10 protein-coding genes and 1 pseudogene are annotated in these 16,643 nt (G+C 49.2%); 7 read left to right on the top strand and 4 right to left on the bottom strand.

Annotated elements, in window-relative coordinates; translation table 11 throughout:
• Positions 1-98 precede the first annotated feature (98 nt).
• The 3 genes from H6F76_RS21790 to H6F76_RS21780 all read left to right on the top strand — a co-directional run bounded on the left by H6F76_RS21790 (position 99) and on the right by H6F76_RS21780 (position 8,442).
• Entirely contained in the window at positions 99-7,583 is a 7,485-nt protein-coding gene (locus H6F76_RS21790) for a hybrid sensor histidine kinase/response regulator (RefSeq protein ID WP_190511469.1), read from the top strand.
• A gap of 99 nt (positions 7,584-7,682) precedes the next feature.
• Positions 7,683-8,174 (top strand): hypothetical protein, encoded by a 492-nt coding sequence (locus H6F76_RS21785; RefSeq protein WP_190448809.1) that lies wholly within the window; start codon positions 7,683-7,685, stop codon positions 8,172-8,174.
• A gap of 43 nt (positions 8,175-8,217) precedes the next feature.
• Positions 8,218-8,442 (top strand): hypothetical protein, encoded by a 225-nt coding sequence (locus H6F76_RS21780; RefSeq protein ID WP_190511467.1) that lies wholly within the window; start codon positions 8,218-8,220, stop codon positions 8,440-8,442.
• Positions 8,443-8,583: 141 nt separating this feature from the next.
• Here the strand turns inward: H6F76_RS21780 and H6F76_RS21775 are convergent, their stop codons facing one another.
• Complete coding sequence (locus H6F76_RS21775; protein ID WP_190448836.1) at positions 8,584-8,823, bottom strand: ferredoxin-thioredoxin reductase variable chain; 240 nt, start codon at positions 8,821-8,823, stop codon at positions 8,584-8,586.
• 92 nt (positions 8,824-8,915) lie between these two features.
• Positions 8,916-10,844, bottom strand: coding sequence for a PP2C family serine/threonine-protein phosphatase (locus tag H6F76_RS21770; RefSeq protein ID WP_190511465.1), 1,929 nt, complete (start codon positions 10,842-10,844; stop codon positions 8,916-8,918).
• A 428-nt stretch (positions 10,845-11,272) separates the two neighbouring features.
• Here H6F76_RS21770 and H6F76_RS21765 point away from each other — a divergent pair, with 428 nt between their 5' ends.
• The 3 genes from H6F76_RS21765 to H6F76_RS21755 all read left to right on the top strand — a co-directional run bounded on the left by H6F76_RS21765 (position 11,273) and on the right by H6F76_RS21755 (position 13,885).
• Positions 11,273-11,698, top strand: coding sequence for an NfeD family protein (locus H6F76_RS21765; protein WP_190511464.1), 426 nt, complete (start codon positions 11,273-11,275; stop codon positions 11,696-11,698).
• 75 nt (positions 11,699-11,773) lie between these two features.
• Entirely contained in the window at positions 11,774-12,724 is a 951-nt protein-coding gene (locus tag H6F76_RS21760; protein ID WP_190511463.1) for an SPFH domain-containing protein, read from the top strand.
• 345 nt (positions 12,725-13,069) lie between these two features.
• The gene (locus tag H6F76_RS21755; protein WP_190511462.1) at positions 13,070-13,885 is read left to right on the top strand and encodes a hypothetical protein; all 816 of its coding nucleotides are present in this window, start codon (positions 13,070-13,072) and stop codon (positions 13,883-13,885) included.
• A 316-nt stretch (positions 13,886-14,201) separates the two neighbouring features.
• Here H6F76_RS21755 and H6F76_RS21750 read toward each other — a convergent pair whose 3' ends face one another.
• Together H6F76_RS21750 and H6F76_RS21745 are read right to left on the bottom strand one after the other, a co-directional pair.
• Entirely contained in the window at positions 14,202-14,909 is a 708-nt protein-coding gene (locus tag H6F76_RS21750; RefSeq protein ID WP_190511461.1) for a DUF3592 domain-containing protein, read from the bottom strand.
• 303 nt (positions 14,910-15,212) lie between these two features.
• Positions 15,213-15,379 (bottom strand): annotated as a pseudogene (locus H6F76_RS21745) (methionine gamma-lyase family protein); the annotation flags it as partial.
• Between the two features lie 194 nt (positions 15,380-15,573).
• On the opposite strand from H6F76_RS21745, the gene H6F76_RS21740 reads away from it, so the two are divergent.
• On the top strand, positions 15,574-16,566 hold the full coding sequence (locus H6F76_RS21740) for a homogentisate phytyltransferase (protein ID WP_190511454.1): 993 nt from the start codon (positions 15,574-15,576) through the stop codon (positions 16,564-16,566).
• Positions 16,567-16,643 lie beyond the last annotated feature (77 nt).

Genomic DNA, 16,643 nt, shown 5'->3' with positions numbered 1-16,643 from the left:
GGTTTCCTGATTAAAACCCTGAGTGCGATCGATTTGGTAGAGCGTACCATGCCTTTCGGTAGCAATCATCATACTTTCCAGAGAGATAGGATACTGCCATGCAGCCTGAACAGCAACAGCGAATCATGGGCTACTTCATTGAGGAGGCAAAAGACCACCTCAATACGATCGAGCAAGGTGTGCTCAATCTGCAAAGCACCATCGAAGACCAGGAAATGGTCAACGAACTGTTTCGGGCGGCACACTCTGTTAAGGGTGGTGCAGCAATGCTGGGCTTAAGCAGCATCCAGCAAGTATCCCATCGGCTCGAAGACTACTTCAAGATTCTTAAAGAGTCCCCTGTCAAGGTCGATCAAAAGCTCGAAGGTTTGTTTTTGCAAGTCTTTGATGCCTTGCAAGAGTTGGTTGGACAGCTCCAAGGACCGTTTGGATTAACTGATGAAACGGCTAAAGCGACTGTAGCTGGCGTTGAGCCAGTCTTTAACGCGCTAGAAACACATTTGAATGTGCTGGCAAGTAATGCTGCTCCAGCAACTGCGGCTACCGCTGCTAGTCGCCCGATCGCCGTCAGCAGTCCTGCTGTTTCTTCCGCCCAACAGGATAGTGCGTTCGTTTTACTGTTCCAAAACGACATTCCTCTGCGTCTGCGCGAGATGCTGCAACTGTTTAAACAGTCGGAGTTGGATGATGCCAACCGCCAACAGCTGCAGGATCTCTGTCGTCACTTGATCAGCATTGGTGAGCAGTTTGACCTGCCTGATTGGTGTGCCTTGATCGAGCTGTCAAGAGCCGCGATTGCTCATCGTGATAATGCCTATCGAATGCTGGCTCCAATTGTCATCAAAGACATTAAGCAGGCACAAGAACTAGTTCTCTCGGGGCGTGCGTCCGAAATTGTGCCGTGCGCTCAACTGCAAGCGCTACAGCCATCGGCACCAACTGTTGAACCTGCGATTGACGACTTTGCTGATCTGCTAGCGGCTACAGATGATGCTGATTGGCTCACAGAGCCATCCACTGCAACGGCTGACGATGCTTTGTTTGCTGAAATGGATGACGCTGCGCCTGAAATCGATTTTGGCGATAGCTTTGACCTGAATGACAGTTTCGGCACAGTACCTGCTGAAGCCGATCACGCTGACCAAAATGGTCCCGAAGTAGGCATGGCAGAACTCAATAGCCTGGCAGACCTGTTTGAAGGCGAGATGCCCGACCTCGGTTCAACCTGGCAAGAGGAAGAGGTCATTGCTCTTCCTGCAGATGTGCGGGTCGTCAGCGCTAATGATACGACCGATATTGATACGGCTGCCGACTTTTCTGATCTCCTATTTGATGAGTCAGAAATTGGTCAGGAAGAGGCTTCGACCTCCTCTCAGGATGCGCTCACCGACTTGTTCAGCGATGATCTGCTGCAACCAGACGCGCTACCAAGCGAATTGATTGACGATCGCGCCCTTCCCACCAGTAGCGATGCCCAAGCTGATTTGGACGCTCTGTTTACGGGCTTGGACTCTACAGACTTGAGTGTTTCAGCGCTAACGGACACGTCTACAGATCAAGCCAGCAGTCTCTTTGATACTACCAGCGAAGCTCAAGCTGATCTAGACGATTTGTTGGCTGACTCAAGTGCCGAAGATTGGGGTGAATTGGGCGTAACGGATACACCAGCAGAGCAGAGCAGCACTGCCTTTGACAATATTTTTGGCGACTTGAACCTAGACTCTGAGATGGGTTCACCGGATGCTGTTGAATCAGACCTTGCCGGACTTACGTTTGATGATGCACCTGAGTCCGCTCCCCACCTGGAGGATTTAGGTGGACTCTTTACTGGCATGGATGCCGAGCCAGACCTTACCTTCTCAGAGTTCCAAACTAATTCAGAGCTTCAGCCTGTAGAGCTGAATCTGGACGATGTGGATGACCCCTTCACCACGGAACTGGATGAGCAAATGTTTGAGCTCCCCCCAGTTCCAACCCTGCTTGAAACCACGATCGTTGATCCCTGGGGCGAACCTGACGCGGCTGTTGCTGATCCAGCTTTATCGTTTGACGAGCAGCCTGTGCTACCACTCGGTGACGAAGATCTTGCCACAAGCCCAACTGACACAGAGGACTTCGGTAATCAGTTGAGCGATGACGGCTTTATGCTGGAATCACTTGAGGGATTGTCTGAACAGGATGATCTGGACTTTAGCAGTCTGCTGAGTTCAACGGCTGAACAGCCGCCGAGCGACCCTCAACTTGAGCTGGTAGAAGATTTAGCACTAGAAGAACTGACGGATGACGGGCTTGAGCCATCGATCGCGTCTTGGCTCACTGATGACATACCGCCAGTTGATGAGACATTACCCGAAACTCTTTCAGCCGATGCTGATCTTGAATCTTTAGATTGGTCCTTACCCTCTGGGGAAGCACCGACACCGCAAGCCGATACAGCATTCGAGACCGATTTTTCTGACCCATGGGCAGTGCCTTCGGCTCAGGAAGCTCCTAATACTTCAGATGCTTTTAATCTAGATGCTTCAGAGTTAGATGCTGAAACGGTTGAACTACCAATAGCAGATGACTTAGCAACGGATGCAGGGAGCCTTGCCTTCGACGAATTTGACTTCAACGAGTCTGACTTTGGCACTGCTGGCAGCAGCACTTCAGAAGCGGCTGACTTAGAGACCGGGCTGGACATTGATTTTGGTAGCTTTGGCACAGATAGCGCTCTGAATACAAATCTGTTGGATACATCAGACTCCTGGCTGGTTTCGGAGCCTTCAGAGCAGCCAACTGACCCAGTAGAAGCCCTTGGAGATCCGTTTGGTGAAGCACCAGACACGATCGCCGATTCAGCCGACTTGCTCAGTGAGTCCTTGCTCGATCGCTCTTTAGACGGGCCTGATATTACTGCCTTTGCTTTTGATGCCTCATCAGAACCGCAATCTATCTCGCTAGATGACCTTTCAGTAACGCAGCCACTGGAACCAACGGATGCCTTGGGTGATTTCTTTGACCAGCCAAATCAATCGGATGAGAGCTTCGATCTGCCAGACGATCTGCTGACCATCGGCGTCTCATCGGAACCGCAATCTAGTGAGACAGCTGACACACTCAGCGACGAATTACTTGGTCTTACTGATTTGAATGGTCTAGATGATCTGGATGATTTGAATAATCTGAATGGTCTGGAGCCGATCGCGCCCTTAGATGAGAATCTTGCTCTAAACGATGATCTGTTTGAGTTAGATGAGCCTGTGCTGACTAATGGTGCGGGTCAACAACCAGAGCCTGATCATGATGCTATGGATTTTGACCTGTTTGCATCAACTGACACTGACGCTACTAGCACCGAGCTTGATGCGATCGCGGCGTTTGGTGAAGACGTTACTGAACCTGCTACGAATGCTAGTGAAGCCAGTTTTGATGATGGGAGCCTAAACTTCGACTTGTTTGAGAGCGATGCTCTAGACAATACTGTTCCTTCTCAAGACTCAACGGCTGAAGCCAGTCTAAGCTTTGGTGATGATTTATTTGCCTCTAATGCTCCTGAAAACGTTGACATTAACCTCTCCCCTACTTCGCCAGCTACGGAGAGCTTAAACTTTGGCGATGCGTTGTCATTTGATCTCAGCGATCAAAACGGCACTAACGGTCTTGCTACAGAAAATGCTGAGAGTGAAAACTTTGCACTCGATTTCGAGAATTCTGGTTTCGATGCACTTGATTTTGATACCTTGCCTGCTGATAACGCTGCTGCAACAGACTCACTCTTTGAAGCCGCACCACCAGAGACAGCACCGTCAGACGCAGCACCGTCAGAAGCCGCTGCATTTGATTTTGATTGGGAAGACACCAGCGATAGCACTGCCACAGAAAACGCTGGGAGTGAAGACTTTGCACTCGACTTCGAGAATTCTAATGTCGACGTACTCGATTTTGATGCCTTGCCTGCTGATAACGCTGCTGCTACGGACTCACTCTTTGAAGCCGCACCACCAGAGGCAGCAACACCAGAAGCCAATGCATTTGATTTTGATTGGGAAGGCACGAGCGATAGCACGGCTCTAGACAACACTGCCGCAGAAAGCACTCAGAGTGAAGACTTTGCACTCGATTTCGATGCTTTGCCTGCTGATAACGCTGCTACAGGCTCACTCTTTGACACTGCACCCTTAGAGGCAGCAGCACCGGAAGCTACTGCATTCGATTTTGATTGGGAAGGCACCAGCGACGAAAATATCGCCAGCGACAGCACTGTTACAGAAAGCACTGAGAGTGAAGACTTTGCACTCGATTTCGAGAATTCTGGTTTCGATGCACTTGATTTTGATGCCTTGCCTGCTGATAACGCTGCTGCAACAGACTCACTCTTTGACACTGCACCCTTAGAGGCAGCAGCACCGGAAGCTACTGCATTCGATTTTGATTGGGAAGGCACCAGCGACAGCACTGCCACAGAAAATGCTGAGAGTGAAGACTTTGCACTCGACTTAGAGAATTCTGGTTTCGATGCACTTGATTTCGATGCCTTGCCTGCTGATAATGCTGCTGCAACAGACTCACTCTTTGAAGCCACACTACCCGAGGCGGCAGCATTCGATTTTGATTGGGAAGGCACCAGCGACAGCACTGCCGCAGAAAATGCTGGGAGTGGAGACTTTGCACTCGACTTAGAGAATTCTAATGTCGACGCACTTGATTTCGATGCCTTGCCTGCTGATAACGCTGCTGCTACAGACTCACTCTTTGACACTGCACCCTTAGAGGCAGCACCGGAAGCTACTGCATTCGATTTTGATTGGGAAGGCACGAGCGACAGCACTGCCACAGAAAATGCTGAGAGTGAAGACTTTGCACTCGACTTGGAGAATTCTGGTTTCGATGCACTTGATTTTGATGCCTTGCCTGCTGATAACACTGCTGCAACAGACTCACTCTTTGAAGCCGCACCACCAGAGGCAGCAACGCCAGAAGCCGCTGCATTCGATTTTGATTGGGAAGGCACGAGCGACGATAACAGCACCAGCGATAGCATTACCGAATTCGATCGCTTGATGGATGAATCAAGCGCGCCTGCCTCAACGAATGCCCTTGACGAGTTTGATGACCTACTTATTAATGAAAGCCAACCAGCAGGTGTTGGAGAACTGTCAGCTTTTGATAATCTACTCGGCGAAGAAACTGATGCGTTTAATGACCTGGACAGCCTATTAGCATCAGATAATGCCGCAGAAGATGAGTTTTCAAGCTTAGAGACGTTTCTTGATCAAGACTCTTCAGCCGATGCTTTAACGGAGTTAGACGCTTTCTTAGCAGATGACTCTAGTTCAGATTTCTCTGCTGGCTTATCAGGATTGGGGAATACATCAAGCGCAGGGGAATCTGCGTCATCAGTAGATGACTTTGCTGAACTCGAATCCCTGTTACAAGATGATTCGTTTGAAGTGTCCGATACTGGCAATCAACGAGGTGATACAACCGTCACTCGCATCTCTGAGTTTGATGAGCTGGACGACCTGCTGAAAGATGCTGAAGAAAAGATGGGCGGCTCGCCAACGGTAAAGATTGCCCGTAGTGGCGTAGCGGCTCAGAATCGCCGCCCTACCCGCCCCGGTCGAGTCTTTAGTGAGCAGACCATGCGGGTACCAGTCAAGCATTTGGATAATCTCAGTAACCTTGTTGGGGAACTGGTGGTAAACCGTAACAGCCTGGAGGAAGACCAGGAACGTCTTCGTCAGTCGCTCGATAACTTGCTGTATCAGGTGCAGCAACTTAGCGATGTGGGGCAACGGATGCAAGATTTGTATGAACGATCGCTCCTTGAAAGTTCGCTTCTTGCTAGCCGCCAGAGCCACCGCAGCGCCTTTGGGGCATCAGCGTCAGCGCGTGAGAGTGGAGTCTTTGCTCAAACGGCTAATGCAACTGGGATTGAATACGATCCCTTAGAAATGGATCGCTTTACGGGTTTCCACAGCCTCTCACAAGAAATGATTGAGCTGATTGTGCGAGTGCGTGAGTCGTCGTCTGACATTGAGTTCATTGTGGATGAAACGGATCAGGTGACGCGGATGTTCCGTCAGGTAACCACTCAGTTGCAGGAAGGGCTAACCCGATCGCGCATGGTGCCCTTTGCTCAAACTGCCGATCGGCTGCCGCGTGCCGTACGTGACATTGCGATGAAAGTTGGTAAGCAGGCAGAACTGAACGTCGAAGGGCGTGAAACGTTGATCGACAAGATGATTTTGGAACAGCTTTATGATCCAATGACCCATCTGGTGAACAACGCAATTACCCACGGCATTGAGTCGCCTGAAGTGCGCCGTGCTGCCGGCAAACCGCCTTCTGGACGCATTACCATTCGTGCATTTCACCAGGGGAACCAGACCATCATTTCGGTCTCTGATGACGGTGCAGGAATCGACATCGATCGCGTTAAAGCGAAAGCAATCGAAAAAGGACTGATTACCGCAACCGAAGCCAGAAACATGGCACGGTTAGATGTCTACGACTTACTCTTCCATGCAGGCTTTAGCACGAAGGATCAAGCTGATGACTTCTCCGGTCGGGGAGTAGGCATGGATGTGGTTCGTACCAGCCTGAGTGAAATTCGTGGTGCCATTAACACTGACTCCACTTATGGCAAAGGTACAACATTCACGATTCGGCTACCGCTGACGCTGAGTATTTCCAAAGCACTGTGCTGTATTAGCGATCGTGCCCGTATCGCCTTCCCAATGGATGGGGTAGAAGATATGCTCGACGTGCCGAAAGAACGCATTCAAACCAATGCCGACGGACAAGCCTGCATTCCCTGGCGTGATTCATTGTTGCCCCTGCGTCCTCTGAGTGAATTGTTATCGTACAGCCGTCACCTCAGTCGAGGTAATGTGTATGGCGGTAACCAGGAAGACGATATTGTGTCGATCGTCGTTCTACGCAGTGCTGGCAACTTCCTGGCGCTTCAAGTGGATCAAGTACTGGGCGAACAGGAAATTGTAATCAAGCAGCTAGAAGGACCGATTCCTAAGCCTGTTGGTGTTGCAGGGGCAACCGTGTTAGGGGATGGTCGGATCATGCCGATCGCTGACGTATTGGAGCTGATTGACCTCTCGCTGGGTCGCATTCGCAAGGATGTAGGCGGCTCGCTGTGGGAACAAGACGGCGTGAGCATGATTCAGGAAGCGCCGATCGCCAAGACCGAGCCAACCGTACTCATTGTGGACGACTCCATCACAGTACGCGAACTGCTATCTATGACCTTCAACAAGGTTGGCTACCGGGTAGAGCAGGCACGCGACGGTCAGGAAGCATGGGAGAAACTCCGCGCTGGACTACCGTGCGATATCGTGTTCTGCGACATCGAGATGCCTCGCATGGATGGTCTGGAACTGCTCTCCCGTATCCAGAAAGACCCCAACCTTACGCACCTACCGATCGCAATGCTGACCTCTCGCGGTGCCGATCGTCACCGTCAGATGGCAGTCTCTCTTGGAGCCAGTGGTTACTTCACTAAACCCTACCTGGAAGAAGCACTTCTGGATGCTGCCCAACGGATGCTGAAAGGTGAAGTTCTCATCTCCAACAGTAATGCTTAAGCTTGAGTACACTGTTTAATAGGGTAGAGATTGCTGAGGTATGGGTTTTAATGGAGAGCCGTACCTCAGCGAACTGAATTGCTTGACCGTCAAAGCCGTATGGCATCAAAAACAGCCTGGAAGCATTTAACCCACAGTCTTTTGTTCATTCCTTTAGTAGCAATCTGTTTAGCGGTTGGTGGCACTCTATTTTTGCTCCTTGTGACGAGTGCTGATTCATATCTTGCTAACAACCGTGTACTTAGCGAATACGAAAACGACCTTCGAGCGACCGAACATTCGCCTAACACGTCATCAGTAATGCTTCAGAGCAGAGTAACTCGCCCCCCTGGTAACGGACAGCACTGTTTTTACTTTGTGGGAGAGCTAAGACGCTATCAAGGAACAAGAGCTAGCATCCAGGCTTTTTACAATGACAAAGCACAAGTGGCGTTTGTACAGAATGGCAAAATTGGTGGCGTTATCCCAAGCGGCTTGAAACAGCTTGCTAATTGGTCTACATCTGCGGTAGACGAGAAGGGACTGTATCTGGTTTACACAATGGTTGGAGACTTTGAACATACTACAGTTCTTGATCTAAGGTGTCACTAACGCAATAGCTAGAGACAGTAATTTTCCTCTGTTACAAACAACTATGTTTAAGCATATTCGCTGGTTTACGCTCGCCCCTCCATCCGTTTCAGAGGCGATTGTCGCTTATGCGTTGACCCGCGATTTTTATCGTGAAGTAGAGTACCGCACCGAATTTGAGGACTACTGCGATTGGTACTACCGCACGGCAGCAGCAAATCAGGCAGAACTGCAAAAGATGCAGGGCGATTTCAATTTCTTCGGCTGGTTCAATCGACGGCAAAGCTAGCACCACGATCGGACATAGCCTTCAAAGGTGTTTTTCTTGCAATAGAGCAGCAGTGGGGATGTTATGTATAACGTCACCGACAGAAGGTTTTGCACTTTTGAGCGATCGTTAACGATCAGTACCCACAGCTACTAACAACTGTTAAACCTGCTCTAGCTCACTCTGATGAAAATGGGCGCGGAATTTTTTGTCAAACTTAACGATATATGGCAGGTTGGCGCTGATCGGTCTACCGTGCAATTCCTGAAGCACCTGGATCACTTCCCCTTCTTGCCCCTTTAAGTCAAACGCTTCATTGCGATGCTCTGGATGATGGTAGACAACAACTGATGCCACCACGCGGACACGATTTCCAACTGGGAACGTTTCACCAACTTGCATAACTAAGGCTTCCTGGATAACAGCCATCTCGGCTGTCAGTGCATTCAATACTCTCGACAGTCTCTTATCTTTGCATAAGACTGCACCCCTTACTACGTCTGTGGAAACACTCGCTCACGAAATTGCTGAAAGCTGGTGGGGTTGAGCTGTGACCAGGCAGCTAACCCGATACCGCCGCCAAGCAACAAGAGAGCAATTAATCCAGCGCTCACAACTAACGATCGACGTTTACCGTTTGAGGGCGCAGCGTTTGAGCTAACGGGGTGGCTGGTTGCTGACGGTTCATCCTCTAGCAGCGCCCTTGAGGCAGGCGACCATTCAGACTCGGTTCTACTGGTGCCGGAGCTTGGTAAGGAGGGTTCTGGCAAGGCAGACGAAACGTTGCAGCGGAGGATGACAACAGATGTGTTGTCGTGACCGTTCTTTTGATTTGCTAAGCTAATCCAGTTTTTTACAGCTGAATCTAGAGAATATTTGCCTTTAAGAGTGGCATCCGTATATTCTGCCCATGCTTGTTCAACTAGTTCGTTGTCGCTGAGTCCATCAGAGCAAAGCAGCAACACGCCATCCTCTTCCAGAATAAAGCGCTGTACGGTTGGTCGAAGAAATTCGGCATCACGGGTACCAATCGCCTGGGTCAGTGCCCCAGCATCGGGTCGTTGTAGTGCTTCGCGATAGAGCGATCGTCCCAGTCGCACTTCTCGCGCTGCCACATCATCATCTACTGTCAACCGATGGCAGTAGCGAGGGGTCATCCAGTAGGCACGGCTATCGCCCACATTAACGAGATAAAGTTCGTGTCCGGTGTCGGCTCCGTCTGTCGTCTGTTCCTCTAATGGCAGACGCTGTGCGACATGAAGTGCCATGACCAGCGTGGTGCCCATGCGGCGACGATCGGCTCGCCCTTGAGTATCATTCTGGCTAGCAATCAAGTTATTAACCACGCGCACTGAGGCTTCTAGCTGTTGTATCAGTAAGTCGGGGGCGACCAACTCTGTTTGTTCTGCAACCTCCGCTAGCAGTGCCTGTGCCTGAAGCTTGAGCGTTCGCACAGCTGTTTGACTGGCAACTTCACCGCCTTCATGCCCACCAATGCCATCACAGACGATCGCCAACTGCAACGCTAATGCCTCTGCTCGATCCCTGCCCGTGATAGTAACGGGATAGCAAGCATCTTCGTTGTGCGAGCGCTGCGGTCCTGTATCGGTTGCACCCGCAAGCTGCACCCGCAATGGCAATTGGGCAGCCTGCATCATAAGCAATTGATTAAGTTGAGTCGCGATCGTACTAAGTGCCACGCCGTCTCGCATTTGATGGCACAATGCCCGCAACGACTCTGCCACGTCTGGCTTAGTATGAGCCACCCATTCTAGCCAGCGATTTGCTAGATCAGCCAACTCTGGAGCGGTAGTAGGTGTTGTTGCATCTGATGCAGTCAGCACGTCTGCATCGTTAAAGAGTTGACACAAGCGCACACGCCAGCCTTCGACCCGAATATTATTGGCTGCCAGCAGACTGGAAGCAACGCCCTGTTCAAGCAGCGGTGTCCAGAGTTCGAGTAGTTGCCACAGCCAGTAGACTTGACGTACTGCCGTTGCGTCCTTCCAGGCATGGGCGATCGCAGTATAAAGCGTACCCTTCCCATCTAATGGCACGTTTTCTAGCAACAACAACGTACCTGGCTGGACTGACTCTGTCTCTGGGCAAAAGCCATACACCTCTGGCACGTGTAGCCGATTGGGATAAAGATGCAGATACGGCAACACCGCCTCTGACCAGTCAAGGGGAAGCTCTGGCGGCAAACTGGGCTGTGTCTCTAGCCAAACCTGTGGTGCAGTGACGACATACCTACCTGCAACCTGCGACCCTACGGGAAACTGTTCTATGCCCTGCCCAACTGCCCAGAAGTAGCGGTAAATCAATGGTGTTTGGCACGATTCGCAGCTCTCAAGCCCGACCGCGTTTAGGGGCGCAGCACAGTTTGGGTTAGGGCAGCAAAGCTGTGGTTTGGAATCACTCATACGTTTACGGCAGATGGTACGTGCTGGTCAAGAGACGGGGATGGAAAGGTGCAATCGCTCAAACAGTTCGCTATGGGTAGGATTGCACTGGTTATAGCGCTAGCAAAGACATCGTTTCAGAGCGTCATTGAATCTATAAGCACAGGGCAGAAAATAACGGAGCGTAAAGAAATTGAGCGTTCTGGTCACTGCTATACGTTTCGGGGAATTTTATAACAAGGCACTCTACAAGTAGCGCATCGTAGACCAATTTAGACTAATTGCCTATCAACTATAGGGTTGAATCGGCAAACGGACTCAATCGGTTTCTTAAGAAATTTGGCTTAAGAAATTTATCGCTTTGCTCCATCCGAAATGCAGTCTTTACAGCTTGGATCTAAAAGTAGCGATCGCGTTCAATTTCACTCACTTTGTCAGGAAATGGTTCTATGGCGCTGACTCCTACTATCATCTGGCTCATCGTTGGAACAGTTCTTTGTCTCGTCGAAGTGGTTGTGCCCACTGCGTTCGTTGCTTGTGTACTAGGCATTAGCGCGTTAGTCGTCGCTGCTGTTGCACACCTTATGCCATTAGGCTTGCAGGTGGTGCTCTGGATGGTATTATCCCTGTCGCTTGTGTTCTACTCTCGCCGACTGGTGCAACACAGAGCCGCCCGTAAGTTTGATGCGACTGAAGCCGAAACGCTGACCGAAATTCTACCGGGGCAAAGCGGGCGGGTGCGCTATGAGGGCAATTCCTGGGCAGCGCGCTGTGAAGATGATGAAGTGACGATCGCCCCAAACCAAAAAGTCTACGTGGTAGCACGACAGGGCACGACGTTGATTGTCATGCCACAACATCTGCTGCATTCCTGAAGTACCAATAGCCAACGTTGGCGAACGTACAAGTAACCATTTCAACTCACAATCACAAAAGAGGAGACACCTGCAATGTTTGGTTGGTTTTTAGCCCTATTAATTGGTGGTGGCGGTGTAGCGCTCTCGTCCGCCAAAGTCATTCAGCAAGGAAATGAAGCTCTGGTTGAGCGTCTTGGTGTGTACGATCGCAAACTGGAACCCGGACTGAAGTTCGTCATACCAGTGCTGGAGCGAGTTGCTTACCAGGGAACCATCCGGGAGCGAGTCCTGGATATTCCACCCCAACCCTCCATCACACGCGATAACGTGTCCATTACAGTAGACGCTGTGGTTTACTGGCGCATTATTGATATGGCGAAAGCGTACTACAAAGTACAGGACTTGCAGTCTGCGATGGTCAATCTTGTGCTAACTCAAATTCGTGCCGAAATGGGTAAGCTGGAGCTGGACGAAACCTTTACTGCTCGCTCGCAGATCAACGATCTCTTGCTGCAAGAGCTAGACGAAGCTACCGATCCTTGGGGCGTGAAGGTAACACGGGTAGAATTACGTGACATTATTCCGTCGCAAGCTGTACAAGAATCGATGGAACTCCAAATGTCGGCAGAACGACGCAAACGAGCTGCCATTCTAAACTCTGAAGGCGAACGCGAAGCGGCTGTAAACTCTGCTAAAGGCAAGGCAGAAGCGCAAGTCCTTGATGCCGAAGCCCGTCAGAAATCAGTTATTTTGCAGGCAGAAGCAGAACAAAAGGCGATCGTCCTGCGTGCTCAGGCAGAACGGCAAAATCAAGTCTTGAAGGCACAGGCAACCGCTGAAGCGATTCAGATTGTGAATCAATCTCTCAAAGCCGATGCCAGCGCCCCTGAAGCAGGCAAGATGCTCCTGGCGCTGAATTATTTGGATATGGGAACCACGATCGGGAAGAGTGACAGCAGTAAGGTGATGTTTATGGATCCGCGCAGCATTCCCGCCACGTTGCAAGGGATGTTGTCGATCGTAGACAACGGAAAAGAGGCTTAGAGAAAGGCTAAGGGCTAAAGCTTGTCCTTTAGCTCTTGCTTTTATTTGTTGAACCACCGTTTCAGGGAGCGATCGTAAAACGTATTTGCGATCGCTTTAATGGTTTTATCGGTTGAGTTGAGGCATTGCAATGGACTTGAGTTAGGGACGATCGTGTTACTTCAAACTGTAGTGAGCGGCGATCACTTTGGCAAAGTTGGAGGAGTACTTAGCAAGAAAGTGGTAAGTTCATATCGCGGGAAGACTGTACAACTGGCTTCATTGTTTGATTCCGAGGAAATTTGAAGTTTTTGTGACTCATGCGGGCAATCTAGGTGAGCTAGTTTGACAAACAGAAGAACCGCTATGAAGCTAATTCATGTTCATGGGTTTTCAGAACTTGGGCAGGAATCACTTATCACCAATCAATATCGGAAATTTGCTAAGGAACTTCATTGGGATTTGGAGATCCAAGAGTTTAAGTGGAACACCTTAGAAGGAAATCCAACTAAACTAGTTGCCAATTTCCATGAGTCTGAGCGTCGCATTAAAGAAGTTGCGGTTCGCCTAGTAGAGGCAGTTGCAGTCGAAAAAGAAGAAGTTATACTATCTGGTCATAGTCTTGGCGGTGCCATCCTACTAGAAGCATTAGAACTCCATCCCAACTTCTCAAAGCTTCATAGCGTAATTCTATTAGGTGTAGCTTATCCTCAAAAAAATACACTCTCTCAGGTTCAGCATATAGCCCCTCGGTATTACGCCTTAAACTATCATGCCCCTAGATGGGATTTAGTGTTGAATCAAGTCTATTTCAATGCAAAGGGCTGTACCGCAGTTGGAACCAATGGGCTTTTGAATGCTGGTGTTTTTGAGAATATGAAAGTGAACTGCACTCATAGCGGATATACCGGATATTCACGTTTAATCCCAGGTATTGTTGGACTTCTTGCTCATCCTCAAGGGACTAAAAGTTCTGAAAAGGCGAAGAAACCCTGGCAGCCGATCGCAATTGGTAACACAGGAGACTGGGATGATCTACGCCACCTTAATGGCCATATTGTCCAACGAAACTGTATAACAGGCTATTTTCGGGTCATTGAAGCAGGTGGTGTTCATCGAGCGCGCTTTTATTCCAAATCTGTCATACCTCTTCTGGATGCGATCGAAGGATTGCCCAAGTAACCAATTAGAAACACTTCATAGTTTGGCTATATACAAAAGTTTGTTTTACTAAAATTTCCAATAGAACCCTTATTTCTCGGCATTTATACCTGAAAGCTGCGGAATAAATACTTTCTGAAACGATGATCTAAAAGTTTTCGTATAGTATCCACTTTTCGGCAGCTTTCTTAAACATTGCAGTACAGATGCAGCACGATCACCCCTTATATAGAATGCTCTATTTACCTATGCATATTGGATCGCGGCTTCTAGAGCGATCGCTATGCAGAAGGCGATCACTCTAGTGTTTTTATTAGCTAACTCACTGTGTGGCTTATTATTCAGCCATCCTGGGAAGAAACGAAAGATCAACCCAGTATTTATTAGGATTTTCTTTCTCGATGTAGACCGTAATTTTCTGGTTTGTAATAAATTCTGATGGGTCGTACCATATATTGCCGCTTTCAAAGACATGTATTTCCGAAGTAGACGGGTTCTTCCACTGCGTTATGACCTGGAAAGGATGCCTGTCATTCACTGACAGCATAGTGTTGATCTCTACACTCTGAAATTCAGCCTCAATGGGGGTTCCTTGCTGTTTCAAATATTTTTCTTCACGTCCTTTAAGCTTAGGCACAGCGAGGAGAACAGCACCAACTGTGAAGAAAGCACTACCTAAACCGCCCAAAATGGTCGGAGCACCCCATAGTGAAAAAAAGCTATTAATCTCTGCTTTCTGTGGCTCTTCTGGTCGATAAAGAATCTCTACCGTTTGACCCTCTGAGTAACTTGGTGGGTTAGAGCTTGACGACGATGCAAACTTGATTTCTTTACCTTGTTGGTTAATAAAACGTACGGCTGGTCGATATGTCGTGGAGCCATCCGAGTAAGATGGTATCAGCTCTATCACCGTTCCTTCTGCTTTTATGGCATTTTTGAGGAACGCACTAGTATTTAAGTATAGAAAGACTGTGCCTGCTAGCATACCAATACCAGTTGCCAGGAAAGTATATTTAACTAGTTTCATTGGATCGACTGATTTCATCGTTTAACCTCAGTTGAGAACAGATTCAGCACTTTAGCTGCAACCCTAACTGTTGATACATCGGGCTTCTTCCAAAAGAACTTGACCAAGAAGGTTATCAGAACCTCGCTGTACAATTGGAATCAGCGGCTAATGGTTTTTTCCGTATAACACTGAAGGGTTTCTATTATCAGGACTGATTCCGTGTAGTGTTACTGAGCGCAGTATGATTTCTCCTATAGTGCCCTTTACGTAGGATTTGTTAACTGGGTGTAATGCTTCTAGTTCATCAATTTCGCCTAATTCTTTGCACTCCCTCAACAGTTAGATCGCGTCAATCGTGGCTTCCAGGGCGATCGCTCCATACGTCCAAGTAGTGCCACCCTGACGAAAAACAACGTAGGGTTCTCGGAGTAGACATCAGCGGAAAATTTGGAGGTGCTGCCGTCGATAAAGGTGCCGCCTGCTAGCACCAACTGGCTTTCATAACCCCTTGTTGTGACCGGGATATTGCAGCTAAGTAGGGGGTCAAGATGGAAGCGCATCGCGGGCTGCCAGCAGGTTCTCCAACAGTACGTATGGTGCTGTACGCCTGCTACCAGTATGACCAGACTGAAGCTACTAGACTTTGCGTAACGAAACGTCTACAGTCCAGAGTTTAAAGTTGCTTCTTTTAAGGGTACACATGAGCCGGACTGTCTCAAAACCTTCTCTTACCTCGCGTCAGTTTAAAAAGCATAGTTTGCTTCAGCGCTATGCCCCCTGGCTGTATGCGTTCTGGAAGTTTTCACGTCCACACACTATTATCGGCACTAGTCTAAGTGTCCTCGGGCTGTATTTGCTGGCTGTTGCAGGTAGTGACACGGCGCTCGGCACTGCAACGAGCTTAGTCCCTGCCGACTTTTTTTCTGCTGTAACGGTACTTTTGCCGCCTCTGCTCGCCTGTTTGTGCGGCAACGTGTACATTGTGGGACTGAACCAGCTTGAAGATATTGAGATCGATCGCATCAACAAACCAGACCTGCCGCTAGCATCGGGAGAGTTTTCGCGTCGGCAGGGCAGCATTATTGTGGCGATTGCGGGTGTATTAGCGCTGCTGTTGGCACTCTCACAAGGTCTGTTTTTGCTGGCAACGGTGGGGATAAGCGTGTTGATTGGCACTGCCTATTCGCTGCCACCCATCCGGCTCAAGCGGTTTCCAGTTTGGGCTTCGCTTTGCATTTTCACAGTGCGAGGGATGATCGTCAATCTCGGACTCTTTCTGCATTTTCAAGGTCGCTTACCGATTTTGCCCTCGGTTTGGGCACTGACCCTTTTTGTGCTGGTTTTCACGTTTGCGATCGCCATCTTTAAAGATATTCCCGACATGGAGGGCGATCGCCAGTACAACATTAAGACCTTTACGCTGCGTCTGGGGCAAGGGGCTGTTTTTCGTCTTGCGCTTTGGGTCATTACAAGCAGCTACTTAGGCATGGTTCTGGCAGGACTATTAGGGCTTCCTGGCAGCAATCATTTAGTTTTGGTGGTCTTTCATCTTGTTGCGTTGGGGTTGCTGTGGCTCCGTAGCACTCAAGTCGATCTAACTACGCAATCATCTATCAGCTCTTATTACCAATTTATCTGGAAGCTGTTTTTCCTTGAGTATTTGATGTTTCCGATCGCGTGTTTATTGGCTTAATTCAGTGTGCCTAGCGTGATGCAGTAACCAGCCTCCCGCCTTACGGAACCTTCGTTTTTGAATGCAGCAAGAGCCTG

It is taken from the genome of Leptolyngbya sp. FACHB-321 (assembly GCF_014695975.1).
Classification (GTDB): Bacteria; Cyanobacteriota; Cyanobacteriia; order Leptolyngbyales; family Leptolyngbyaceae; genus Stenomitos.
The sequence above is the reverse complement of the archived record's forward strand: the minus strand, read 5'-3'. Positions and strand labels throughout refer to the sequence as shown.

Bases quoted from the DNA above. Each gene is read 5' to 3' on its own strand.
- H6F76_RS21790 (WP_190511469.1), top strand. From the start codon at position 99: ATGCAGCCTGAACAGCAACAGCGAATCATGGGCTACTTCATTGAGGAG.
- H6F76_RS21785 (WP_190448809.1), top strand. From the start codon at position 7,683: ATGGCATCAAAAACAGCCTGGAAGCATTTAACCCACAGTCTTTTGTTC.
- H6F76_RS21780 (WP_190511467.1), top strand. From the start codon at position 8,218: ATGTTTAAGCATATTCGCTGGTTTACGCTCGCCCCTCCATCCGTTTCA.
- H6F76_RS21775 (WP_190448836.1), bottom strand. From the start codon at position 8,823: ATGCAAGTTGGTGAAACGTTCCCAGTTGGAAATCGTGTCCGCGTGGTG.
- H6F76_RS21770 (WP_190511465.1), bottom strand. From the start codon at position 10,844: ATGAGTGATTCCAAACCACAGCTTTGCTGCCCTAACCCAAACTGTGCT.
- H6F76_RS21765 (WP_190511464.1), top strand. From the start codon at position 11,273: ATGGCGCTGACTCCTACTATCATCTGGCTCATCGTTGGAACAGTTCTT.
- H6F76_RS21760 (WP_190511463.1), top strand. From the start codon at position 11,774: ATGTTTGGTTGGTTTTTAGCCCTATTAATTGGTGGTGGCGGTGTAGCG.
- H6F76_RS21755 (WP_190511462.1), top strand. From the start codon at position 13,070: ATGAAGCTAATTCATGTTCATGGGTTTTCAGAACTTGGGCAGGAATCA.
- H6F76_RS21750 (WP_190511461.1), bottom strand. From the start codon at position 14,909: ATGAAATCAGTCGATCCAATGAAACTAGTTAAATATACTTTCCTGGCA.
- H6F76_RS21740 (WP_190511454.1), top strand. From the start codon at position 15,574: ATGAGCCGGACTGTCTCAAAACCTTCTCTTACCTCGCGTCAGTTTAAA.